This window comes from Streptomyces sp. H51 (assembly GCF_035656535.1).
GTDB lineage: Bacteria > Actinomycetota > Actinomycetes > Streptomycetales > Streptomycetaceae > Streptomyces.
Map to the genome: position 1 here is coordinate 19,250 of NZ_JAYMHD010000033.1, position 22,623 is coordinate 41,872.

A 22,623-nucleotide genomic window follows, 5' to 3' on the forward strand; every position below is an offset into this window, starting at 1 on the left:
CACCGAGGCCGCCGAAACCCCCGAGAGACGAACGGAGAGCACGCGTGACGCGCAGCGTGTACGTGACCGGTATCGACCGCGGCGACGGCCGCCAGGTCGTGGAGCTGGGGGTGATGGAGCTCCTGACCCGGCAGGTCGACCGGGTCGGCGTGTTCCGGCCGCTCGTCCACCACAGCCCCGACCGCCTCTTCGAGCTCCTGCGTGCCCGCTACCGGCTGGTCCAGGACCCGGCCACCGTCTACGGCATGGACTACCAGGAGGCGTCCGCCCTGCAGGCCGAGCAGGGCACCGACGAGCTGGTGTCGACGCTGGTCGACCGGTTCCACCGGGTCGCGCGCGACTACGACGTCGTCCTCGTCCTCGGCACCGACTTCGCCGACACCCAGCTGCCGGACGAACTGTCGCTGAACGCCCGCCTCGCCAACGAGTTCGGCGCGTCCGTGATCCCGGTGGTGGGCGGCCGCAGGCAGACCGCGGAGTCCGTGCGCGCCGAGACGCGCAACGCCTACCGGGCGTACCACGGGCTGGGCTGCGACGTCCTCGCCATGGTCGTCAACCGGGTCGACCGCCAGGACCGTGAGGTGATCGCCGAGCGGCTGGAGGCGCGGCTGCCGGTGCCCTGCTACGTCCTGCCCGACGAGCCGGCCCTCTCCGCGCCGACCGTCGCGCAGATCGCCCAGGCGCTGGACGCCAGGATCGTGCTGGGCGACGACTCCGGGCTCGCCCGGGACGCCCTCGACTTCGTCTTCGGCGGCGCGATGCTGCCGAAGTTCCTCGACGCCCTGACGCCCGGCTGCCTGGTCGTCACCCCCGGTGACCGCGCCGACCTGGTCGTCGGCTCGTTCGCCGCGCACAGCGCCGGCACCCCGCCGATCGCCGGTGTGCTGCTGACCCTGGGCGAGGCCCCCGGCGAGGACGTCCTCACCCTGGCCTCCCGGCTGGCCCCGGGCACCCCGGTGCTCTCGGTGCCCGGCATGAGCTTCCCGACCGCCGAGCAGCTGTTCGCGCTGGAGGGCAAGCTGAACGCGGCGACCCCGCGCAAGGCGGAGATGGCGCTCGGCGTCTTCGAGCGCTACGTGGACACCGCCGCCCTGCTCGGGCGGGTCTCCGCGCCCACCACCGACCGTGTCACGCCCATGATGTTCGAGCACCAGCTGCTGGAGCAGGCGCGCTCCGACCGGCGCCGCGTCGTCCTGCCCGAGGGGACCGAGGAACGCGTCCTGCACGCCGCCGAGGTGCTGCTGCGCCGCGGGGTGTGCGACCTCGTCCTGCTCGGCCCGGTCGAGCAGATCCGCAAGAAGGCCGCCGACCTGGGCATCGACCTGGGCGAGGCGCAGCTGATCGACCCGGCCACCTCCGAGCTGCGGGACGCCTTCGCCGAGAAGTACGCGCGGCTGCGCGCCCACAAGGGCGTCACGGTGGAGCTGGCGTACGACGTCGTCTCGGACCCCAACTACTTCGGCACGCTGATGGTCGAGCAGGGGCTCGCCGACGGCATGGTGTCCGGTTCGGTGCACTCCACGGCCGCCACCATCCGGCCCGCGTTCGAGATCATCAAGACCAAGCCGGACACCAAGATCGTCAGCTCCGTCTTCTTCATGTGCCTCGCCGACAAGGTGCTGGTGTACGGCGACTGCGCGGTGAACCCCGACCCGGACGCGGCGCAGCTCGCCGACATCGCCGTCCAGTCGGCGGCCACCGCCGAGCAGTTCGGGGTGGAACCGCGGATCGCGATGCTGTCGTACTCCACCGGCACCTCCGGCTTCGGCGCCGACGTCGACAAGGTGCGCGAGGCGACGGAACTGGTGCGTTCGCGGCGGCCGGACCTGAAGATCGAGGGGCCCATCCAGTACGACGCCGCCGTCGAGCCGACGGTCGCGGCGACGAAGCTGCCGGAGTCCGAGGTGGCCGGGCAGGCGAGCGTCCTGATCTTCCCCGACCTCAACACCGGGAACAACACCTACAAGGCCGTGCAGCGCTCGGCCGGGGCGATCGCGGTCGGACCCGTGCTCCAGGGGCTGCGCAAGCCGGTCAACGACCTGTCCCGGGGCGCGCTCGTCCAGGACATCGTGAACACGGTCGCCATCACGGCGATCCAGGCCCAGTCCCCGACCGAGAAGGTTTCCGGCCCGTGACCTCCCACCCGTCGCCCAGCACCGCCCGGCCCGGCGATCCGTGTCCGGCCCCTGCCGCGCGCGTCCTCGTCCTCAACTCCGGCTCCTCCTCGGTGAAGTACCAGCTCCTCGACATGCGGGAGAGCCGCCGGCTGGCGGTGGGGCTCGTCGAGCGCATCGGCGAGCAGACCTCGCGGCTGCGGCACACGCCCTCGGCCACCGGCGTGACGCGGGAGCGCAGCGGGCCCATCGCCGACCACGACGCCGCCCTGAAGGCCGTCGCCGACGAGCTGGCCAGGGACGCGCTCGGACTCGACTCGCCCGAACTCGCCGCCATCGGGCACCGGGTGGTGCACGGCGGCATGCACTTCACCGAGCCGACCGTGATCGACGACACCGTGCTCGACGAGATCGAGCGGCTGATCCCGGTGGCCCCGCTGCACAACCCGGCCAACCTCACCGGCATCCGCACCGCGCGGGCGCTGCGCCCCGACCTGCCCCAGGTCGCCGTCTTCGACACCGCGTTCCACACCACGATGCCGGAGTCGGCCGCCCGGTACGCGATCGACGTGGCCACGGCCGACGCCCACCGCATCCGGCGCTACGGCTTCCACGGGACCTCGCACGCCTACGTGTCCCGGGCGACGGCGAAGCTGCTGGGCAGGGCGCCCGAGGACGTCAACCTGATCGTGCTGCACCTGGGCAACGGCGCCTCCGCGTCGGCCGTGCGGGCCGGGAAGTGCGTGGACACCTCCATGGGCCTGACGCCTTTGGAGGGGCTGGTGATGGGTACGCGTTCCGGGGACCTGGACCCGGCCGTCATCTTCCATTTGATGCGCGTAGGGGGAATGTCCACCGACGAGATCGACACTCTTCTCAACAAGAGGAGCGGACTGATCGGGCTGTGCGGTGACAACGACATGCGGGAGATCCGACGGCGTATCGGTGAAGGTGACCAACAGGCGCAGCTCGCCTTCGACATCTACATTCACCGTTTGAAGAAGTACATAGGCGCCTATTACGCGGTGCTCGGACGGGTGGACGCGGTCGCCTTCACCGCCGGGGTGGGCGAGAACGCGGCATCGGTGCGGGAGGCCGCCGTGGCGGGCCTGGAGGGGCTGGGCCTGGCGGTCGACGCCGCGCTGAACGCGGCGCCCGGCGACGGGCCGCGGCTGATCTCGCCCGCGCACGCGCGCGTGGCCGTCGCCGTGGTGCCGACGGACGAGGAACTGGAGATCGCGACACAGACCTACGCACTGGTCGGAAAGAACCGCTAGACGACAGAACCGCCGGACAACAGCCGAGGAATACACGTCGGTAACACGCCTGAGCGCGGCCCCGCCCATTTGTATCTTCCGCCAGACGGAATATTCCGCGGCGAAACAAACCGATAGGATCGCCCCATGCGCCGTTCGAAAATCGTCTGTACTCTCGGCCCCGCGGTCGACTCCCACGAGATGCTGGTCTCCATGATCGAGGCCGGCATGAACGTGGCCCGCTTCAACTTCAGCCACGGCACCCACGCCGAGCACCAGGCACGGTACGACCGCGTCCGGGCCGCGGCCAAGGAGACCGGCCGGGCCATCGGCGTCCTCGCCGATCTGCAGGGTCCGAAGATCCGCCTGGAGACCTTCGCCGAGGGCCCGGTCGAACTCGAGCGGGGTGACGAGTTCGTCATCACGACCGAGGACGTCCCCGGCGACAAGAGCGTCTGCGGCACGACCTACAAGGGCCTGCCCGGCGACGTCGCGCGCGACGACCAGATCCTCATCAACGACGGCAACGTCGAGCTGAAGGTGCTGGAGGTCGAGGGCCCGCGGGTGAGGACGGTCGTCGTCGAGGGCGGCGTCGTCTCCGACCACAAGGGCATCAACCTGCCCGGCGCGGCGGTGAACGTGCCGGCGCTGAGCGAGAAGGACGTCGAGGACCTCCGGTTCGCGCTGCGCATGGGCTGCGACATGGTCGCCCTGTCCTTCGTGCGGGACGCCAAGGACGTCGCCGACGTCCACAAGGTCATGGACGAGGAGGGCCGCCGGGTCCCGGTCATCGCCAAGGTGGAGAAGCCGCAGGCGGTGGAGAACATGGAGGACGTCGTGATGGCGTTCGACGGTGTCATGGTCGCCCGCGGCGACCTGGCCGTCGAGTACCCGCTCGAGAAGGTCCCCATGGTGCAGAAGCGCCTGATCGAGCTGTGCCGGCGCAACGCCAAGCCGGTGATCGTGGCGACCCAGATGATGGAGTCGATGATCACCAACTCCCGTCCGACCCGCGCCGAGGCGTCCGACGTGGCCAACGCGATCCTGGACGGGGCGGACGCGGTCATGCTGTCCGCCGAGTCGAGCGTGGGCGCGTATCCGGTCGAGACCGTCAAGACGATGTCGAAGATCGTCATGGCGGCCGAGCAGGAGCTGCTCAGCAAGGGCCTGCAGCCGCTGGTGCCGGGCAAGAAGCCGCGCACGCAGGGCGGTTCCGTCGCGCGTGCCGCGTGCGAGATCGCGGACTTCCTGGGCGGCAAGACCCTGATCGCCTTCACCAAGTCCGGTGACACCGCCCGCCGGCTGTGCCGCTACCGCGCCACCCAGCCGATCCTCGCCTTCACCACCGACGAGGGCACCCGCAACCAGCTCACGCTCAGCTGGGGCGTGGAGTCGCACATCGTGCCGTTCGTCAACAGCACCGACGAGATGGTCGACCTGGTCGACCAGGAGGTCATGAAGCTGGGCCGGTACAACGACGGCGACATCATGATCATCACCGCCGGCTCGCCCCCCGGCGTCCCCGGCACCACCAACATGGTCCGCGTCCACCACCTCGGCGGCGGCGAGAACGACTGACGCCGGGCGCGCACTGCCCGCCCGGCCCCGTACGACCGCGGACCCGTACGACACCGAGGGCGCCCCCTGGGACCAGGGGGCGCCCTCGGCTCGTGCGGCTCCCGAACGGGTTCGTGGCGGCGGTCAGCCGACGCCGTCGGTGGTGTACAGGTGCATCCCGGGCACGTGCAGGGTGCCGCCGAACTGGGCGGCCTGCACGACCTTGACGTTGGTGAAGTAGATCAGCGGGATGTTCAGCGGCGGGGGGTTGTCCGGGCTGAACGTGATCGGGATCAGGCCGAACAGGTTGCCGGAGATGCTCTCGGTGTACATCACCGTGTCGCCGTCGCGGATCGTGGACGTCGTGCCCTTGCCGGCCTGGACGTGGTAAGTCTTGCCGGTCTGCTGGTCCTTGACCGTCTGGTGCAGGTCGCCGATGTCGGTGCCGCCGGAGATGACGTACTTCAGCGCCTTCTTCTTGGTGCCGTTGGCCGTCTTCACCTCGACGATGCCCTGGTAGTCGGCGCCCTTCAGCAGCAGGGAGCTGGCGTTGAGGTACCAGGGGTCGTCCGCCACCGGCACCGCGTTGTCGACGCCGCTGACGTCGTCCGTGGCGGTCGGGCAGTCCGTGGGGGCCGGGCTCGCACTGGGCGAGGCACTGGCGGAGGGCGTGGCGGACGCGGTCGGGGCCGGGGTCTCGGTGGCCGTCGCGGTCGCCGTGGCGGCCACGTCCTTCACCGTGTCGCCGGCCGGTCCGGCCGTGCCACTGTCCGAGGACTTCGACGCAGACGAGGACGACGAGGACGACGAGGACGAGGAGCCCGCGGTCGCGCTCGGCGACGCCGACGCGGTCGGCGTCGGGTCGGTGGTGGCCGTGGAGCCGCCGGTGAAAATGTCGCCGATCGTGTCGCCGATGGTGTCGAGCAGGTTGCCGCTCTCGGACGGCGACGGGGTCGGCGTGGCGGTGGCGTCGCCACCGGAGTCCGAACCCGAGGTGCCGGCGGACGGCGCGGGCGTGGCCTTGTCGCCGGAACCCGGATCCGACGGGGATCCCGTGCCGGAGTCCGTACCGGTGTCCGAGGAGTTCTTCGACGTGCCGGCGGTGGACGACGGCGTGGGCGTCGCGGAGTCAGTGGCGCTCGCCGAGGCGGACGGCGACGGCGAGGCCGACGCGTCCGGCGAGTCCGTCAGGGCGGTCACGCAGTCCTTGTACTCGTCGGCGGTCAGGCTCTTCGCCGTCGGCGACGGCGCGGAGCCGTTGCTGTCGGCGAGGGCGAGGGTCGACGTGAATCCCATCCCCATCAGCACCGCGGTCGGCATCGCCACCGTGGCTATCGCCTTGCCGGCCGGCATGTGGAACCTGGTGAACAGCGGCTTCTTGGGTGCCGCGTGACGCGGCCCGGTTCTCGCACGGGACGCGTCCACGTCAGTCCCGTGGGTCACCTCGTCAGCCGGCACTGTGCCTCCCGTTCGCCCCGTTGGCCGGGCTCGTTCCTGACAGATCGTTCGGCTCGCTCGCCTCGGGCTGCATCTCGGCCAAGGCCTCGGGCTGCGTCTCGGCCGGCACCGCGGACGGCGTCTCGGCCGGCGCCTGGGCGGGCTCGGGCGCCGTGGGCACCGGGCCGACCGCCGCGGGGGCGGTGCCCATGCCCGCCGCGTCCTTGTGGACCGGCTCATCGGCGGACGGCGCACCGGGCACCCACGACACGGCCATGGCCCCGCCGACCATCGCGAGCAGGAAGCCCATGAGGAAGCCGCCGAGGTTGGACACCGGGATGGACACCAGGGCCAGCAGGATCGCCGCGACGCCCGCGAAGGTGCGCACGTGCTTCTGGAACCAGAGGCTGACACCCAGTACGACGAGCAGCACGCCGATGATCAGGGAGCCGGCACCCCCGGTGGTGGCCATCGCCAGCGTCAGGTGACCGACCTGGAGATGCGCGTACGGGAAGTACATGATCGGAAAGCCGGCGAGCAGGACGAACAACCCGGCCCAGAACGGCCGCGTGCCCCGCCAGGCGCGGAACTGCAGCCTCCGGCGGCTGAACTGGCCGGGTGCGGCAGGAGTCTCGGCGCTCATGGAAAACAGCTCCCTGGTGCGGCGTTGCTGTGGTGGTGGTGCGGTGTGGTGCGGTGATGCGATGTGGTGCGGTGGTGCGGTGTGGTGCGGTGACGCTGTGGTGGTGCGGTGTCGGTGCTTGGTGATGCGGTGGTGATCAGTGGGCAAGGTGTGAAGAAGACGGGGGAGAGTGGACGGGCGGGGGCGCCATCGGCTCCCCCGCCCGTCATCGAGTGCTTAGTAGCACTCCTTGACACCCGTCGACACCGACATCTTCAGGCCGCTGAGCTTGAAGGTTCCGGCGGTGGTGGCCCACGCCGTCTGCTTCACGCCGGTCAGCTCGACCTTCTCGGCCTGCTGCGCGAATCCGTACGGGTTCGCCTGCTCGCCGCCGCCCTTCATGCCCGGACCCTTGGAGGCGTCCTTGGCGGCCACACCGATGTCGATGTTCGTGAACGTCGCGTCGGCGCTCAGCTCGTCGAGGTCGATGTAGAGGTTGTCCGCCTCGACCGGCGTGGCGCCGCCGCCCGCCTTCAGGATCAGGCTGACGTTGCCCAGAATCGGGACGTCCGGGGTGACCACGGACTGGCACAGGCCCTTGATGGTCGCGGACTTGAACGCCGAGACCGCCACCGGGTGGACCGTCTTCTTGCCGTCGAGGGTGTACCCCGAGTCAAGCGCGCCGTACTGCGAGAAGCCGGCGCCCTGCAGGGAGTCTGCGGTCACCTTGAACTGCTGGCCGGACACGCTGAAGGACGCGGCAAGAGCGCCCTGCGCGAGGGCGACGCCTATCGCGGCCGTTGCGGCGACGCTGGGCACCATGACCACAGCGAACCGCTTCCATCTGGTCCCGCCACGCACCTGGGACTCCATATTTCCTCCTTCTCGGACGTACATCTCCTGACCCTGACTGCCTCCAGTCGGCGGCTCAGCCGGGCAGGGATGGGAGAAGTGCTACGTCCTCGGGAAGGAGAGCGCCCGCGCTCGGCGGCGCGAGAAACGCGCCCGAATCACCGGCGATCACCCCCGAGCGACAACCACTGGTCGCGCCTGACACGCATCACGCACAACCTTGCCGGACAGGCTTCGCCGGGTGGGCGAAGACCCCCCTGTCCGAGAACCGGCGTCCGGGACGCCGGCTCTGCTCGGTGGGGACCCTGGAACTCCCGCGACCCGACCGGCTGTCGGGGTACGGGAACGGACCGAGCGAGGCCGATCGTGGTGCATTCCCGCCGCCCGCACAAGGGGGTTCGTTACTGGCTAGTAACGGCCGGATAACCGAGGGGCGGCCCAGAGGTCTCGGACGGCGACGCAGGGTGCCGTCGAACCGGGGGGCAAAACTATTGATCGCTGGACAGAATCCGACAGATCGACGCCCTCAACTTACTGGCAGTAACAGCGGCCGCGATTACCAAGATTTGGTAAAGCGCGGCCGCAGTGGAACCCCGTCGGCGGATCTTTCACCCGGGCATCACAGACCCGAGCGTTTAACAACTGGTCAGAACAGGCCCGGCGCCCCGCTCAGAACAGGGCGCGCGCCAGCGCCCGGCGCGCGGCGGCCACCCGCGGGTCCTCCGCCCCCACGACCTCGAACAGCTCCAGCAGCCGCAGGCGTACGGCGTCCCGGTCGTCACCCGCCGTGCGCCGCACGGTGTCGATGAGCCGCCCGAAGGCGTCCTCGACGTGTCCGCCGACCAGGTCCAGGTCGGCGGCGGTGATCTGGGCCTGCACGTCGGCCGGCTTCTCGGCCGCCTCCCGGCGGGCCAGCTGCGGGTCGACGCCCTGCACCCGCTGCAGCAACTCCGCCTGCGCGAGGCCGAGTTTGGCCTCCGGGTTGGCCGGGTCGTCGCTGAGCACGTTGCGGTAGGCCTGGATGGCGCCCGCCAGGTCGCCCGCGTCCAGGGCCCGCACGGCGGCGTCGAGCAGCGCGTCGTGGGGGCCTTCGGGCTTTTCGTGGGTCACCGCGCCGCCCGGCTCGGCGTCCGGATCGACGGTCAGGCCGGTCAGGCCGAAACGCTGTTCGGCGACCTGCACCAGCTGGTCCAGGGTCTGCCGGATCTGCGCCTCGCCCGCGGCGCCCTGGAAGAGGGGCAGTGCCTGGCCGGCGACCACCGCGAACACCGCCGGGATCCCCTGGACCCCGAACTGCTGCATCAGCATCTGGTTCGCGTCGACGTCGATCTTGGCGAGCAGGAACCGGCCGTTGTACTCGACGGCGAGCCGCTCCAGGACCGGGCTCAGCTGCTTGCAGGGCTGACACCACTCGGCCCAGAAGTCGATGACGACGGGCACCTCGGCGGACCGCTGCAGGACCTCGTGTTCGAAGGACGCCTCGTCGACGTCGATCACGAGGTCGACCGGGGAGACCGCGCCTCCCCCGCCCTGCCGTGCCGCTTCGGCGCGCGCCTGCTCCGCCTTCGCCTTGGCCTCCTGGGCCGCCTTCACCGCGGCGAGGTCGACGACTCCGCTCATGGACATGTTCCGTGGCTGCATGCGTCTATCCTCCCCCGTGAGTGCGCGTGTTGTGAAAAGCGGCGGCAAGCCGGTCCGCCGTGTGCGTCGGCGCCGGGTCCCCACCCGCGCCAGTGGTCGTCACTCGTGCAGTCGCTCGATCGCGCGGTCGCCCGATCGAGCTTTCGCTACGACCCGTAGCGTAATAGCACCGAGGACCCGCGCGGAACCGGATTCCGGTGATCTCCCTCACGGCACCACGACATCCGCCGGTTATGGTCGGGGCATGCAGAGCCGCACACCCGCCCCGCGCGCCGCAGGACGCCCGCGCAGCGCCGCCGCGGACACGGCGATCCTGGCCGCCACGCGGCAGGCGCTGGTGGAACTCGGCTGGTCGAAACTCACCCTCCAGGACGTCGCGTCACGCGCCGGGGTGGCCAAGACGACCCTCTACCGCCGCTGGGCGGGCAAGAACGAACTCGTGGTGGACGCGGTGGCGGAACTCTTCGACGAGCTCGAACTCCCCGACCACGGCACCCTGGCCGCCGACATCGAGGGCGTGGTCCTGCAGTTCGCCGCCATCCTGGCCCGCCCGGAGGCCAGGAGCGGCCTGATGGCGGTGGTCGCCGAGTCGACGCGGGACGCGGCCCTGCGCGAGCGCATCCGCCAGTCCATCGTGGAACGGCAGAAGCGCCTGGTGGTGGACGGCCGCGCCCGGGCGCAGGAGCGCGGCGAACTCCCGGCGTCGGCGGATCCGGAGGAGGCCGCCCGCACCGCGGACCTGATCTTCGACGTGGTGGCGGGTGCGGTGGTCCACCGCACCCTGGTGAGCGCGGAACCGGCGGACGAGCAGTGGGCGCGCGGCCTCACGAAGGTGCTGCTGCTCGGTCTCGCCGGAACCGCGTGAAACGGGCGGTTCCCGCAGAGGGCGGTTCCCCCGCAGGGCGGTTCCCCCGGAGGCCGGTCACCGCGGAGGCCGGTCACCGCGGAGGACCGTTCGGCCGCCAGGTCAGAAACCGGCGGGCTCGGTGTACACCCCCCACTCGTCGCGCAGCACCCCGCAGATCTCGCCGAGCGTCGCCTCCGCCCGTACGGCGTCCAGCATCGGCCCGATCATGTTGGCGCCCTCGCGCGCGGCGGTGAGCATCGCCTCCAGCGCGGAGCGCACGGCGGCGTCGTCGCGTGCGGCCTTGCGGCCGGCCAGCACCCGGACCTGCTCCCGCTCCACCTCGTGGCTGACCCGCAGGATCTCCAGGTCTCCGGTGACGGACCCGGTGTGGACGTTGACGCCCACGACCCTCTTCTCGCCCTTCTCCAGGGCCTGCTGGTAGCGGAAGGCGGACTCGGCGATCTCGCCGGTGAACCAGCCGTCCTCGATGCCGCGCAGGATCCCGGAGGTGATGGGCCCGATCGGGTGTCGCCCGTCCGGGTGCGCCCGCAGGCCCCGCTCCTTGATCTGCTCGAAGATCTTCTCGGCGTCCGCCTCGATCCGGTCGGTCAGCTGCTCGACGTACCAGGAACCGCCCAGCGGGTCGGCGACGTTGGCGACGCCGGTCTCCTCCATGAGCACCTGCTGGGTGCGCAGGGCGATCTCCGCGGCCTGCTCGCTCGGCAGCGCGAGGGTCTCGTCCAGGGCGTTGGTGTGCAGCGAGTTGGTCCCGCCGAGCACCGCCGCGAGCGCCTCGACGGCGGTGCGCACCACGTTGTTGTAGGGCTGCTGCGCGGTCAGCGAGACGCCGGCGGTCTGCGTGTGGAAGCGCAGCCACTGGGCCTTCTCGGAGGTCGCGCCGTACACGTCCCGCATCCAGCGCGCCCAGATCCGCCGCGCGGCGCGGAACTTGGCGATCTCCTCGAAGAAGTCGACGTGCGCGTCGAAGAAGAAGGACAGGCCCGGGGCGAAGACGTCGACGTCCAGGCCGCGGGACAGGCCCAGCTCCACGTACCCGAAGCCGTCCGCGAGGGTGTACGCCAGCTCCTGCGCCGCCGTGGCCCCGGCCTCGCGGATGTGGTACCCGGAGACGGACAGCGGCTTGTAGGCGGGGATGCCGGCCGCGCAGTACTCCATGAGGTCGCCGATCAGGCGCAGGTGCGGCTCGGGCTGGAAGAGCCACTCCTTCTGCGCGATGTACTCCTTGAAGATGTCGGTCTGCAGCGTGCCGTTGAGGACCGACGGGTCGACGCCCTGGCGCTCGGCGGCGACGAGGTACATGCAGAAGACCGGGACGGCCGGTCCGCTGATGGTCATGGAGGTGGTGACGTCGCCGAGCGGGATGTCCTTGAACAGCACCTCCATGTCGGCCGCCGAGTCGATGGCCACACCGCAGTGGCCGACCTCGCCCAGCGAGCGCGGGTCGTCGGAGTCGCGGCCCATCAGCGTCGGCATGTCGAAGGCGACGGACAGCCCGCCGCCGCCGTTGCCGAGGATCATCTTGTAGCGCTCGTTGGTCTGCTCGGCGTTGCCGAACCCGGCGAACTGGCGGATGGTCCAGGTCCGCCCGCGGTAGCCGGTCGGGTACAGCCCGCGCGTGAAGGGGTACTCCCCCGGCCAGCCGATGCGCTCGAATCCGTCGTAGGCGTCCCCCGGCCGTGGCCCGTACACCGGCTCCACCGGGTCCCCGGAGAGCGTGGTGAAGTCTGCGTCGCGCTTGCGTGCGGCGTCGTACCGGGCCTGCCAGCGTCGGCGGCCCTCCTCGATGGCGTCAGCGTCCATACCCCCGAATTTACTAGGACGTCCAAGTAAATGTCGATGGGGAACCGCCGTACGCACTCGGACGGCGGTGCGGCCGAGGTGTGCGTACGGCGGTGAGGCCCAGGTCAAGGCCCAGGTCAAGGCTCAGGTCAGGGCTCAGGTCAGGCCTTGGCGACGGCCGGGGTCTCCGCGGCGAACCGTGACTCCAGCTCGTGGCTGACCTTGCGCTCCACGAAGAAGGCCGCCGTCGGGATCGTCCCGGCCAGCAGCACCCACAGCTGCTTGCCGACCGGCCACTTCGCCTTGGAGCCCAGGTCGAAGGCGAAGACCAGGTAGACGACGTAGAGCCAGCCGTGCGCGATGGCGACCACGCGGGTGAAGTCCGCGGCGCCGTTCATGTCCAGGCCGTACTTGGCGATCATGCCCAGGCACAGCAGGACCAGCAGCACACCGGTGAGGTAGGCCATGACGCGGTAGCGGGTCAGCACGCTTCGTTTCATGGCTTCGAGCGTAACCGCCCGTTCCGGGAGATCCGGTCCCGGGCCCACCCCGGCGTCACTCGTCGTCGAAGTCGTGCGCCGACACCCGCAGCGGGCGCAGCATCGCGAAGATCTCCTGGCACTCGTCCGCGTCGTACACGCCCAGGCCGAAGTCCATCGCCATCAGGTCGCGGGTGGCGGCGTCGACCACCTCGCGGCCCTTGTCCGTGATGACGGCGAGGGTGCCGCGGCCGTCGTTGGGGTTGGGCCTGCGGTCCACCAGGCCGGACTTCACCAGCCGGTCCACGGTGTTCGTGACGGACGTGGGGTGCACCATCAGACGCTCGCCGATCTTGGACATCGGCAGCTCGCCGGCCTTGGAGAAGGTGAGCAGCACCAGGGCCTCGTACCGCGCGAAGGTCAGTCCGTAGGGCTTGACCACCGCGTCGACCTCGGCGAGCAGGATCTGGTGCGCGCGCATGATCGAGGTGATGGCCGCCATGGACGGCACGTTTCCCCAGCGCTGCTTCCAGAGTTCGTCGGCGCGGGCGATGGGATCGAACGGGAGACTGAGCGGCTTCGGCACGGCATCAGACCTTACCGGCCGGTCATATGCTGGTCAGCCCCGTCTCGCCTTTCGGTCGGGTGCGGACCGCTTCGCGGGCGAGCAGGGCGCAGCAGGCCGCGCCGAGCACACCCGCGCCCACCACCGTCGCCGTCACCCCGGCGAACTGGGCGGCCACGCCGGCCAGCGCCATGCCCGCCCCCTGGATCGTCATCAGCCCGGCGGTGAGCAGGGTCATCGCCCGGCCCCGCGACTCCTCCGGCACCGCCCGCACGAACCACTGGTCCAGCCCCAGCGTGTACGCCGAGCCCGCGCCCGAGACCGCGAGCAGCAGGAGGGACACGGCGAGGCCGGGACGGAAGGCGTAACCGGCGTACGGCAGCAGGGTCAGGCAGACCAGGGGCAGCACGATCCGCTCCCGGGTGGCCGGGCGCAGGCGGGCGCCCGCGTACAGCTCGCCGGCGATCGTGCCGGCCGGCAGCGCGCACATCAGCAGGCCGAGCCCTACGGAACCGGCGGCCAGCTGGTCGGCGTAGGGCGCCGCGAGCGCCTCCGGCACCACCGCGAACAGGGGCGGCACCCAGAACAGCAGGAGCAGCACGCGCACGCGGCGGTCGGCGAGCAGTTGCCGGGCGCCCCCGGGGGAGTCCTGCGCCGGAGCGCTTCCGGCGGCGGCGCGGGCCGGGGCGCTTCCGGCGGCGCGGGCCGGCCTGCGCCGGGTGCCGAAGCGCAGCAGGGCGGCCGAGGCACAGAAGGTGCCCACGGTGATCAGCAGCGCGTGGCGCGGCGACACGGCGACCAGCAGCAGGCCGCCGAGGCCGTAGCCGACGAGCAGCGCGCTCTGCGAGACGATGCGCAGCAGGGAGCGCCCGAGCACGAACAGGTCGCCGTCGCCGAGGATGTCCGCCAGGGTGGCCATCCGGGTCCCCTGGAACACCGGCGAGACGACGGCCACGCAGCAGCGCAGGGCGAGCAGGACGGCTGTGTGGGTGCCGGGGACGACCATCAGGGCGGTGCACGCGGCCTGTGCCAGGTCGCACACCACCAGCACCCGCCGGGCCGGGAAGCGGTCGGCGATCCCCGCCAGCACCGTTCCGCCCAGCGCGTACGGCAGGAAGCCGAGGGCGAAGGTGAGGGCGCTCATCAGGGGTGAGCCGGTGAGGTCGTAGATCAGGACGGACAGGGCGATCTCGCTGACGATCACGCCCAGGAGGGACAGGGCGTGGGCGGCGAAGACGGCGCGGAACTCCTGGACCGCGAAGACCTGGGCGTAGCGGGGTGGGGGTTGGGGGGCCGGTTTGGGGGCGGGGGCCGGTGGGGGTGCGGGGGCCGGTGGGGGTGCGGGTTCGGGGGCGGGTTCGGGGGCCGGTGGGGGCTTTGGTGCGTGTGGCATGGGCAGCAGCTTGGGTGAGGGGGGTGGGGCATCCTAGAGATTCGGTGTGGTCCGAATCCTGGGAGCGTCGTGCCCTCGTATCTGCACTTCGGGGAGGACGACTTCCTCCGGTGCCGCTTCGCCGTGTCCCCGTTGTGGGAGACGCAACAGGCCGTGCGCATGCTGAAGCACCCCGAGCGGCACGGCTACCACGCGCACTGGCTGCGCCGCACGGGCCGCGCGGCCGCCGCGCTGGACCTGACGGACCTGTGGCTGCTGATGCCGCGGCACGGGCACTGCCCCGACTGGCTCTGCCCGCCGCCGATCGGGCCCGCGGCCGGTTTCGAGGAGGAGATCGCGGCCGTGCGGGCGAGCGACCCGGAGGAGGCCCGCGCGGACACCGCGAAGTCGCTCGCGGACACGCCGGGCGGGCTGGACTCGGCGCAGGCCAGGAGGTGGCTGCGGGATCCGGCCCGCATGGTCCGGGAGCTGTCCGACGCGATGGAGGAGGTCTGGCACACCCTCCTGGCACCGGACTGGGCACGGCTGCGCGCCCTGCTGGAGGCCGACGTGGCGTTTCATTCGCGGCGGCTGGCGGAGGTGGGGCTGGGCAGGCTGCTGCCGGAGATCAACCGGCGGTTCGGGTGGCGTGCCGGGACGCTGACCGTCGAGTTCCGGGGGCGGCACGAGCGGCACCTCGGCGGGCAGGGGCTGGTGCTCATGCCGAGCGTGTTCCTCTGGCCGGACGTCGTCAGCACCTTCGACCCGCCGTGGCAGCCGACGCTCGCCTATCCGGCCCGCGGGATCGGCGGGCTGTGGGCCGCGCCGGACGACCGCACCCCCGAGGCGCTCGTACGACTGCTCGGGCAGGGGCGCGCCGCCGTGCTCGCCGCGCTGGACGAACCCGCCGCCACCACCGCGCTCGCCCTCCGGCTGGGGCTCGCTCCGTCGTCCGTGTCGGCCCACCTGACCGTGTTGCGCGGGGCCGGGCTGCTGACCTCGCGCCGGTACGGGCATCAGGTGCTGTACGAGCGGACGCCGCTGGGGATCGCGCTGGTCTCGGGGGACGGGTGAACGTCTCCGGCCGAGTGGGGGGTTCGGGGTCGTGGCGGTGCGGTGAGCCCGCCGCGGGTTGCGCCCCTCCGCCCGTCGCCACGGCCCAGGGCGTGGGGACCGGGTAAGCGGCGGGCTCCACCGCACCGCCACGACCCGCTCCCGTGCGTACTCGGCCGCGGGTGCGTCCCCACCGGCGCGGCTGCGGTTCAGTTGCGTCCCGTGCGGCGCAGGCGGTGCTTCACGGCCCGTTGGGCCACGGGGCCGAGTTCCTCCAAGGCGGCTACGAGAGAGCCCAGTTGGTCCAGTGCGTCGAGCGCTGCGGTCGCGCCGGGCAGGTCCACCCCTTCGTACAGTTCGATGCCGACGAAGGACGCCGCCACGGCGCGGGCCAGGCCCGCGGGGTCGGTGAACTCGGCGAAGGGGGTGCCCGCGAGGACCCTGGTGAGGACCTGTTCGATCTCGGTGATCCACAGGTCCAGGCCCGCCGCCGTGGCGGGGCCGAGGGTGGCGTGGGTCTGGGCGCCCGCCAGCAGTTGGCCCAGGAGCGCCACATGGCCGCCGGCGCGTTCCTCCTCGTGCATCCGCCGTCCCACGGCGAGGAGTTCGGACAGCGAGGTGACCGAGGCGAGACGGGCGCGGTAGCGGGAGACGGAGCGCTCCGCCCCGTAGCGGCAGGCCGCGGCGAGGAGTTCGTCCACCGAGCCGAAGTGGTAGAAGACCAGCGCCTGGTTGACCCCGGCCGCCGTCGCGATCGTACGGGCCGACGTCTTGGCGATGCCCTGCTCGGTCAGTGTGCGCAGCGCGCCCTCCAGGAGCCTGGTCTTCGTCTCGTGCGACTTGGCCGTCTCGGCGCTCACGCGCGCCGCTCCTCGCGGACCGGGCGCAGGTCGGGGCGTGGCCGGACGGGGGTGTAGGCGGCGGTGAAGGAGCCCTCGTAGCCGAACAGCGGGCCGAAGCGGCGGTTGACCACGCGGACGCTGATGCGGAAGCGGGCGGCGGTGTCGTCGTAGGACTCGCGGACCTCGGCCGTCGCGCCGATCAGTTCGGGGACGCGCACGTCCACCGGGCCCTCCCGGAACCGGTGTTCGCCGGAGCGGATGAGGAGCGAGCCGTCCGGCTCGGCGCGGAGGTGGAGGTCGCTGGCGAGGTGCTGGTGGGTGCCCAGGTAGTCGAGGATGCGGTCGCCCTTGGGGCTCAGCACCATCTGGGCGTCGAAGCGGCGGGGCCGGCCGGGCAGGTCGAAGGTGCGCACGAAGGTCACCGTCTCACGGCCGTGGCGGTCGGTGTACGGGACGTTCTCGATCACGAACGGCACCCGGCGGCCCGCCCGGGGGACCAGGATGTTGCGGGTGGCGCCGAGGGCCAGGAACGGCTTCACGAACGCCCGTCCGTGCCAGACGCGGTCCATCACGCCCCGGCCGGTGCACGCCTCGCCGCTCGCCAGACCGACGGAGAAGCGGCGCCGGAGCTGGGGGTGGAGGCGGTCGAAGTCGGGGCCCATGGCCGTGCGGAAGATCGATGTCGTCACCGGTGGTCCTCCAGGGTGCGCAGCAGTCGGGGGGCGCGCGCGTGCGTGGATGGCGTGCGCAGGCAGCGGCGGGCGGCCGGTGTCGTGGGCAGTGGGGGCGCAAGGAGGGCCAGGGAGAGGGCCACCAGCGACAGCGCGGGGGTCGTGAAGGAGAGCAGGGGGGACAAGGGGCCGGCGGGGGGCAGGAGGTGGCCGTAGTCGAAGAGGGCGAGGGAGAGAGCGGCCGTGAGGGCGCGGAGGAGGAGTTCGGCCAGCCAGTTGGCGCGGGCCCGCTCGGGGGTGATGCCCCGCTCCAGCCACAGGCGCAGCCGGTCGAAGGACCAGGCCGTCGCCCAGCCCATGAGCGGGCGCAGCAGCAGCCGGTCGGCGAGGGTGCCGAGGACGCCCCAGCGGGGGCGGTAGTCGTAGCCGGTGAGGAAGCGGACGCCGTCGCCGTCGGGGATGTAGCGCCAGTAGCCGCTGCCCTCGGCGAGGAGGGAGAGGGGGTGCGGGGAGGCGAAGCGGAGGGCGGAGGTGCGGGTGCCGTCCGGGCGCCGGCGCTCGCCCGCCGAGACCCCGGTGCCGGCGATCTTCAGGAAGGGCAGCACGCGCGTGGCGTAACGGAAGCGCTGCGGCTCGCCCTCCGCGGACGGCAGGAGGGTGATCTCGGTGAAGCGCAGGTCCCAGCGCCGGTGCTGGGCCGGGTCCTGGGTGCGCGTCCAGAGATCGTCGAGATCGGCGCGGATGCGCGCCTCTATGTAGAGCCCCATGTCGTTCTTCCGTCCCCCGGTCGGCTTGAGCGACTGCTCAAGTTACAGGTTTTTGAGCGGTCGCTCAAAGAGCTGGGACGAGAAAACCCCGGCTCGTGCGAGCCGGGGTCGCTGCTACCGGGCGAGGTGGCGTTCCACCGTCTCCACCTTGGAGGTCAGGCCGTCGGTCACTCCGGGGCGGATGTCCGCCTTCAGGACCAGGGAGACGCGCGGCGCCCGCGCCTCGACGGCGGCGACGGCGCGCCTGACGACGTCCATCACCTCGTCCCACTCACCCTCGACGGAGGTGAACATGGCGTCCGTACGGTTGGGCAGGCCCGACTCGCGGACCACCCGGACGGCGTCGGCGACGTACTCCCCCACGTCCTCGCCGACGCCCAGCGGCGTCACGGAGAAGGCGACGATCACGCGTTCACGACCCCTTCCTGGCGGGCGCGGGAGGCGATGACCGCGTCCTCGGCCGCCCGCTTGAGCTTGCGCTCGGCGAAGAACCCGCCGGCCGGCAGGACGGAGAGGACGAAGTAGAGGGCCGCGGTCCTGAGGTCCCACTTGGCGCGGTTCCAGGCGTCCACCCAGAAGATCACGTAGAGGACGAACAGGACGCCGTGCACCATGCCCATCACCGGCACCGCGTTGAAGTCCGTGGTCCGCTTCAGGACCGAGCAGACCAGCAGGAGCAGGAAGGAGACCGCCTCGGGCGCGGAGACGAGGCGGAGGCGGCGGAGGGCGGTGGCGGTCTTGAGGTCCACGGGTCACCTTCGGGGGTCGGTCGGAGTGAGGTTTGTGAACACAAGCACAAACGCTCGCCCATTGTGGCAAACGACCGGGCGAACGGGGTTCGGGGGGTCGGCCGGCGGGGGTCACCAAGGGTTTCTTCAGGGACTTTCTCCCCCTGTGGGCTCTGTGCGGCGGGGGCGGGCGGCGGTTACCGTCGCTGCGTGGCGATGTTCCGACTTCAAGGCAGCAAGGTGCTCGCCGTCGACATGACCGGAGATGCCGTCAAGGCGAAGAACGGCTCCATGGTCGCGTACGACGGGCAGATGGCCTTCAAGAAGATGAGCGGCGGCGGTGAGGGCATCCGGGGCATGGTGACCCGGCGCCTCACCGGTGAGCAGATGACGTTGATGGAGGTGAAGGGGCACGGGACCTGCTGGTTCGCCGACCGGGCGAGCGAGATCAACCTGGTCGCGCTCCAGGGGGACAAGCTGTACGTGGAGTCGAGCAACCTGCTCGCCACCGACGCCGGGCTGCGCACCGGGACGACCTTCACGGGGCTGCGCGGGGCCACTCAGGGCAACGGGCTGTTCACGACGACGATCGAGGGACACGGGCAGGCGGCGATCATGTCGGACGGTCCGGCGGTCGTGCTGCGGGTCAGCGCGCAGTACCCGCTGAACGTCGACCCCGGCGCCTACATCGCGCACCAGGGCAACCTGCGGCAGTCGTTCCAGTCCGGTGTGACGTTCCGCACCCTCCTGGGCGAGGGCGGCGGCGAGGCCTTCCAGATCCGGTTCGAGGGGGACGGCCTGGTGTACGTGCAGCCGAGCGAGCGGAACACGATCGCGGGGGATGTGTGACATGGCTCTGCGCGAGATCAACTCCAAGATGGTCGAGGCGACCGTCCTGCCGGGCCAGCGGCTGTTCAGCCAGCGCGGCGCCATGCTCGCCTACAAGGGCGAGGTGTCGTTCACGCCCAACACGCAGGGCGGCCAGGGCGGGCTGATGTCCATGATCGGGCGGCGGGTCGCGGGTGAGGCCACCCCGCTGATGACGGTGGAGGGCAGCGGCACCGTGTTCTTCGGTCACGGCGGCCACCACGTCCAGGTCATCACCCTCGCCGGCGACACGCTGTACGTGGAGGCGGACCGTCTGCTCGCCTTCGAGGGCACGCTCGAACAGGGCACGATGTTCATGGGGTCGCAGGGCGGCGTGATGGGCATGGTGCGCGGCCAGGTCACCGGCCAGGGCCTGTTCACCACCACCCTCAAGGGGCACGGCGCGGTGGCCGTGATGGCCCACGGGGGCGTGTTCGAGGTCCCCATCACCCCGCAGCGGCCGGTCCACGTCGACCCGCAGGCGTACGTCGCCCACCACGGTGACGTGCGCAACAGCCTGTCCACGGCGCTGGGCTGGCGGGACATGGTGGGCCGCGGCTCCGGCGAGGCCTTCCAGCTGGAGCTGAGCGGCAACGGTTCGGTGTACGTGCAGGCCTCGGAGGAGAAGCTGTGACGACCTACCCGGGGGCCGGTCCCACGGTCCACGACCCGATGACGCTGCCGGCCGACGACAACGTGAACAGTTACACCTTCTGCGTGGAGCTCAAGGGGAGCCAGTGGTTCCTGCAGAAGGGGAAGATGATCGCCTACTACGGCTCGATCGAGTTCGACGGCATCGGGCACGGCCGGCTCGACCGGCTCGTCCGCACCGCGTTCCATTCGCCTTTGCACGCAGCCGACTGGGTCGTGGCGCAGGGATCGGGCAAGATGCTCCTCGCCGACCGGGCCTTCGACGTCAATTCCTATGACCTCGAGGACGGCAATCTGACCATTCGCTCGGGCAATCTGCTCGCTTTTCAGCCAAGCCTGTCACTCAAGCAGTCGATCGTGCCCGGGTTCCTGACCCTCATCGGAACCGGAAAGTTCGTGGCCGCTTCCAACGGCCCGGTGGTGTTCATGGAACCCCCGATCCGGGTGGACCCGCAGGCGCTCGTCGGGTGGGCCGACTGCCCCTCTCCGTGCCACCACTACGACCATGGGTACATGACCGGCGTGATGGGCGGTCTACGTGCGCTGACGGGGCTCGGCGGAGCCTCCGGCGAGGAGCACCAGTTCGAGTTCGTGGGGGCGGGCACGGTACTGCTGCAGTCCACCGAGACGCTGATGGCCGAGCAGCCCACGGGGACGACTCCCCAGCAGGCCGGAGTGCCCGGTGGCGGGGGACCCTTCACAGGCTCCCCACAGCAGAGCGGCACACCGCGCCTTCCCGGACAGCTGGGCGACCTCCAGCGCCGCTTCGGGCTGTGAACGGTAGTCTGCGGAGTGTGACATCGAACGCGTGCGCACAGTCACACCACCCCCATTAGTTCGCCTTTCAACTTTTTAGGTAGACTTCATTCATGGAGACCGAGACGGCCACGCGCTGGCTGACCGATGCGGAGCAGTGCGCCTGGCGCACCCACCTGGAGGTCAACAGGCTGTTGACGTACCAGCTCGAGAAGGACCTGCAGCCGTTCGGCCTGACGATGAACGACTACGAGATCCTCGTGAACCTCTCCGAGTCGGAGGACGTACGGATGCGCATGAGCGATCTCGCGTCCGCCACCCTCCAGTCCAAGAGCCGCCTCTCCCACCAGATCACCCGGATGGAGAACGCGAACCTGGTCCGGCGCGAGCACTGCGAGTCCGACCGCCGCGGGCTCTACGCCGTCCTCACCGAGCACGGCATGGAGACCATGCAGAAGGTGGCGCCCCACCACGTGGCGTCCGTGCGCAGGCACTTCATCGACCTGCTGTCCCCCGAGGCCCTGACGGAACTCGACAAGGCCCTCAAGCCGATCGCGGAACACCTGCGCGGTCAGCGGGGACGTCCCTAGCGGGCGGGGGCGCGGCCCCGATCCGCTGACGGACCCGGGCGGCCGGGCCGGACGGGCTCGTCCCCGTCCGGCCCGGCCGCATTCGGTCGGCGGGCCGCTCGGTCGGGGAATCGGGGCCACTCGGTCGGGGGCCCCTCGGTCGGCGGGCCGCTCGACCCCGGCCGGCCCCCGCGTCGCGCCCCGGGGATCCGGCTGCGCCCGCCGCCCGCGACCCCGGAGAACCCGTGGTCGGCGGCCCTGTTCAGGGGGACATGAGGGGATGGCCCGTCACCCGTGCCGCCGTATCGTCGGGCTGTCTCAACGGCTTCGGGGCCCACGCGGAGGGCGGTCGTGACATGGACAGCGTGAACGTGATCAGCGGCACGACGCGCCTGTACGCGGTGCTCGGCGACCCGGTGACGCAGGTGCGGGCGCCGGCCCTGCTCAATCCGCTCTTCGCGCGGCTGGGGCGGGACGCGGTGCTGGTGCCGGTCGATGTGGCGCCGGCCCGGCTGGCGGACGCCGTCAGGGGGTTGACCGCCGTACGCAACCTGGACGGGCTGCTGGTGACCGTCCCGCACAAGACGGCCTGCCGGGTGCTGGCGGACCGGGTCACCGGGGCCGCGGCGCTCAGCGGCTCGGTCAACGCGCTGCGCCGCCTGCCCGAGGGCGGCTGGGAGGGCGCGAACTTCGACGGCGAGGGCTTCGTACGCGGGCTGCGCACCGCCGGACACGAGCCGCGCGGCGCGACGGTGTGCCTGGCGGGTGCCGGGGGCGCCGGCTCGGCGATCGCGGTGGCGCTGCTGCAGGCGGGCGCCCGGGTCACCGTATGGGACGCGGACCCGGACCGCGCGGGCGCCCTGACGGCCCGGCTCGCCCCGCACTTCCCGGGCCGGCTCGCCGCCGCCCCCGGGCATGTCGACGCGGACCTCGCCGTCAACGCCACCCCGATGGGGCTGCGTCCCGGCGACCCGTTGCCCTTCGACCCGGCCGGCCTGCGCCCCGGCACCCTGGTGGCCGACATCATCATGTCGCCGCGGTGCACGGCCCTGCTGCGGACGGCGCTGGAGGCCGGGCTGCCGGTGCACTACGGAGAGCCGATGCTCGCCGAACAGATGGCCCTGTACCGGGAGTTCTTCGAGCTGGGCTGAGGCCGCCCGGGCAGATGGGCACCCGG

Annotated in this window: 23 protein-coding genes; 10 read left to right on the forward strand and 13 right to left on the reverse strand. The window is 71.4% G+C overall.

What is annotated here, in order from left to right; translation table 11 throughout:
* Window positions 1-44: 44 nt before the first annotated feature.
* The 3 genes from pta to pyk all read left to right on the forward strand — a co-directional run bounded on the left by pta (window position 45) and on the right by pyk (window position 4,948).
* Window positions 45-2,135 carry a phosphate acetyltransferase gene (pta, locus tag VKA29_RS09095; protein ID WP_324784765.1) on the forward strand — a complete coding sequence of 697 codons (2,091 nt, stop codon included), beginning with the start codon at window positions 45-47 and terminating at the stop codon, window positions 2,133-2,135.
* On the forward strand, window positions 2,132-3,391 hold the full coding sequence (locus VKA29_RS09100) for an acetate kinase (protein ID WP_324784766.1): 1,260 nt from the start codon (window positions 2,132-2,134) through the stop codon (window positions 3,389-3,391). The genes pta and VKA29_RS09100 overlap by 4 nt, the downstream gene beginning before the upstream one ends.
* Before the next feature lie 126 nt (window positions 3,392-3,517).
* Window positions 3,518-4,948 carry a pyruvate kinase gene (pyk, locus tag VKA29_RS09105; protein WP_324784767.1) on the forward strand — a complete coding sequence of 477 codons (1,431 nt, stop codon included), beginning with the start codon at window positions 3,518-3,520 and terminating at the stop codon, window positions 4,946-4,948.
* 123 nt (window positions 4,949-5,071) lie between these two features.
* Here pyk and VKA29_RS09110 read toward each other — a convergent pair whose 3' ends face one another.
* The 4 genes from VKA29_RS09110 to VKA29_RS09125 form a co-directional block, all read right to left on the reverse strand.
* Window positions 5,072-6,385, reverse strand: coding sequence for a hypothetical protein (locus tag VKA29_RS09110; RefSeq protein WP_324784768.1), 1,314 nt, complete (start codon window positions 6,383-6,385; stop codon window positions 5,072-5,074).
* Entirely contained in the window at window positions 6,375-7,007 is a 633-nt protein-coding gene (locus tag VKA29_RS09115) for a DUF6114 domain-containing protein (RefSeq protein WP_324784769.1), read from the reverse strand. The genes VKA29_RS09110 and VKA29_RS09115 overlap by 11 nt, the downstream gene beginning before the upstream one ends.
* Before the next feature lie 216 nt (window positions 7,008-7,223).
* The gene (locus VKA29_RS09120) at window positions 7,224-7,859 is read right to left on the reverse strand and encodes a DUF6230 family protein (protein ID WP_324784770.1); all 636 of its coding nucleotides are present in this window, start codon (window positions 7,857-7,859) and stop codon (window positions 7,224-7,226) included.
* A gap of 648 nt (window positions 7,860-8,507) precedes the next feature.
* On the reverse strand, window positions 8,508-9,479 hold the full coding sequence (locus VKA29_RS09125) for a tetratricopeptide repeat protein (protein ID WP_324784771.1): 972 nt from the start codon (window positions 9,477-9,479) through the stop codon (window positions 8,508-8,510).
* A 244-nt stretch (window positions 9,480-9,723) separates the two neighbouring features.
* On the opposite strand from VKA29_RS09125, the gene VKA29_RS09130 reads away from it, so the two are divergent.
* The gene (locus VKA29_RS09130; RefSeq protein WP_324784772.1) at window positions 9,724-10,344 is read left to right on the forward strand and encodes a TetR/AcrR family transcriptional regulator; all 621 of its coding nucleotides are present in this window, start codon (window positions 9,724-9,726) and stop codon (window positions 10,342-10,344) included.
* A gap of 102 nt (window positions 10,345-10,446) precedes the next feature.
* Here the strand turns inward: VKA29_RS09130 and VKA29_RS09135 are convergent, their stop codons facing one another.
* The 4 genes from VKA29_RS09135 to VKA29_RS09150 all read right to left on the reverse strand — a co-directional run bounded on the left by VKA29_RS09135 (window position 10,447) and on the right by VKA29_RS09150 (window position 14,563).
* Window positions 10,447-12,147, reverse strand: a complete 1,701-nt coding sequence (locus VKA29_RS09135; protein ID WP_324784774.1) for an acyl-CoA mutase large subunit family protein — start codon at window positions 12,145-12,147, stop codon at window positions 10,447-10,449.
* Window positions 12,148-12,287: 140 nt separating this feature from the next.
* Window positions 12,288-12,626 carry a DUF3817 domain-containing protein gene (locus tag VKA29_RS09140; protein ID WP_324784775.1) on the reverse strand — a complete coding sequence of 113 codons (339 nt, stop codon included), beginning with the start codon at window positions 12,624-12,626 and terminating at the stop codon, window positions 12,288-12,290.
* Between the two features lie 55 nt (window positions 12,627-12,681).
* Window positions 12,682-13,191 (reverse strand): MarR family winged helix-turn-helix transcriptional regulator, encoded by a 510-nt coding sequence (locus tag VKA29_RS09145; protein WP_324784776.1) that lies wholly within the window; start codon window positions 13,189-13,191, stop codon window positions 12,682-12,684.
* 22 nt (window positions 13,192-13,213) lie between these two features.
* Window positions 13,214-14,563 (reverse strand): MFS transporter, encoded by a 1,350-nt coding sequence (locus tag VKA29_RS09150; protein WP_324784778.1) that lies wholly within the window; start codon window positions 14,561-14,563, stop codon window positions 13,214-13,216.
* 69 nt (window positions 14,564-14,632) lie between these two features.
* On the opposite strand from VKA29_RS09150, the gene VKA29_RS09155 reads away from it, so the two are divergent.
* The gene (locus tag VKA29_RS09155; protein WP_324784780.1) at window positions 14,633-15,616 is read left to right on the forward strand and encodes an ArsR/SmtB family transcription factor; all 984 of its coding nucleotides are present in this window, start codon (window positions 14,633-14,635) and stop codon (window positions 15,614-15,616) included.
* Between the two features lie 188 nt (window positions 15,617-15,804).
* Here the strand turns inward: VKA29_RS09155 and VKA29_RS09160 are convergent, their stop codons facing one another.
* The 5 genes from VKA29_RS09160 to VKA29_RS09180 all read right to left on the reverse strand — a co-directional run bounded on the left by VKA29_RS09160 (window position 15,805) and on the right by VKA29_RS09180 (window position 18,624).
* Window positions 15,805-16,455 (reverse strand): TetR/AcrR family transcriptional regulator, encoded by a 651-nt coding sequence (locus VKA29_RS09160; RefSeq protein ID WP_324784781.1) that lies wholly within the window; start codon window positions 16,453-16,455, stop codon window positions 15,805-15,807.
* Window positions 16,452-17,099 carry a DUF4166 domain-containing protein gene (locus tag VKA29_RS09165; protein ID WP_324784806.1) on the reverse strand — a complete coding sequence of 216 codons (648 nt, stop codon included), beginning with the start codon at window positions 17,097-17,099 and terminating at the stop codon, window positions 16,452-16,454. The genes VKA29_RS09160 and VKA29_RS09165 overlap by 4 nt, the downstream gene beginning before the upstream one ends.
* A 23-nt stretch (window positions 17,100-17,122) precedes the next feature.
* On the reverse strand, window positions 17,123-17,875 hold the full coding sequence (locus VKA29_RS09170) for a hypothetical protein (RefSeq protein ID WP_324784782.1): 753 nt from the start codon (window positions 17,873-17,875) through the stop codon (window positions 17,123-17,125).
* A gap of 114 nt (window positions 17,876-17,989) precedes the next feature.
* A complete protein-coding gene (locus VKA29_RS09175) occupies window positions 17,990-18,283 on the reverse strand; it encodes an MTH1187 family thiamine-binding protein (RefSeq protein ID WP_133025253.1) in 294 nt (97 codons plus the stop codon).
* Entirely contained in the window at window positions 18,280-18,624 is a 345-nt protein-coding gene (locus VKA29_RS09180) for a DUF3817 domain-containing protein (RefSeq protein WP_324784784.1), read from the reverse strand. The genes VKA29_RS09175 and VKA29_RS09180 overlap by 4 nt, the downstream gene beginning before the upstream one ends.
* A gap of 195 nt (window positions 18,625-18,819) precedes the next feature.
* Here VKA29_RS09180 and VKA29_RS09185 point away from each other — a divergent pair, with 195 nt between their 5' ends.
* The 5 genes from VKA29_RS09185 to VKA29_RS09205 all read left to right on the forward strand — a co-directional run bounded on the left by VKA29_RS09185 (window position 18,820) and on the right by VKA29_RS09205 (window position 22,597).
* Complete coding sequence (locus VKA29_RS09185) at window positions 18,820-19,452, forward strand: AIM24 family protein (RefSeq protein ID WP_324784785.1); 633 nt, start codon at window positions 18,820-18,822, stop codon at window positions 19,450-19,452.
* 1 nt (window position 19,453) lies between these two features.
* Window positions 19,454-20,104 carry an AIM24 family protein gene (locus VKA29_RS09190; RefSeq protein ID WP_324784787.1) on the forward strand — a complete coding sequence of 217 codons (651 nt, stop codon included), beginning with the start codon at window positions 19,454-19,456 and terminating at the stop codon, window positions 20,102-20,104.
* Window positions 20,101-20,898 (forward strand): AIM24 family protein, encoded by a 798-nt coding sequence (locus tag VKA29_RS09195; protein ID WP_324784789.1) that lies wholly within the window; start codon window positions 20,101-20,103, stop codon window positions 20,896-20,898. Before VKA29_RS09190 ends, VKA29_RS09195 begins: the two co-directional genes overlap by 4 nt.
* A 92-nt stretch (window positions 20,899-20,990) precedes the next feature.
* Window positions 20,991-21,467: a MarR family winged helix-turn-helix transcriptional regulator gene (locus tag VKA29_RS09200; RefSeq protein WP_324784790.1), complete on the forward strand. Its 477-nt coding sequence runs from the start codon at window positions 20,991-20,993 to the stop codon at window positions 21,465-21,467.
* A 335-nt stretch (window positions 21,468-21,802) separates the two neighbouring features.
* Window positions 21,803-22,597 (forward strand): shikimate dehydrogenase, encoded by a 795-nt coding sequence (locus VKA29_RS09205; RefSeq protein WP_324784791.1) that lies wholly within the window; start codon window positions 21,803-21,805, stop codon window positions 22,595-22,597.
* Window positions 22,598-22,623 lie beyond the last annotated feature (26 nt).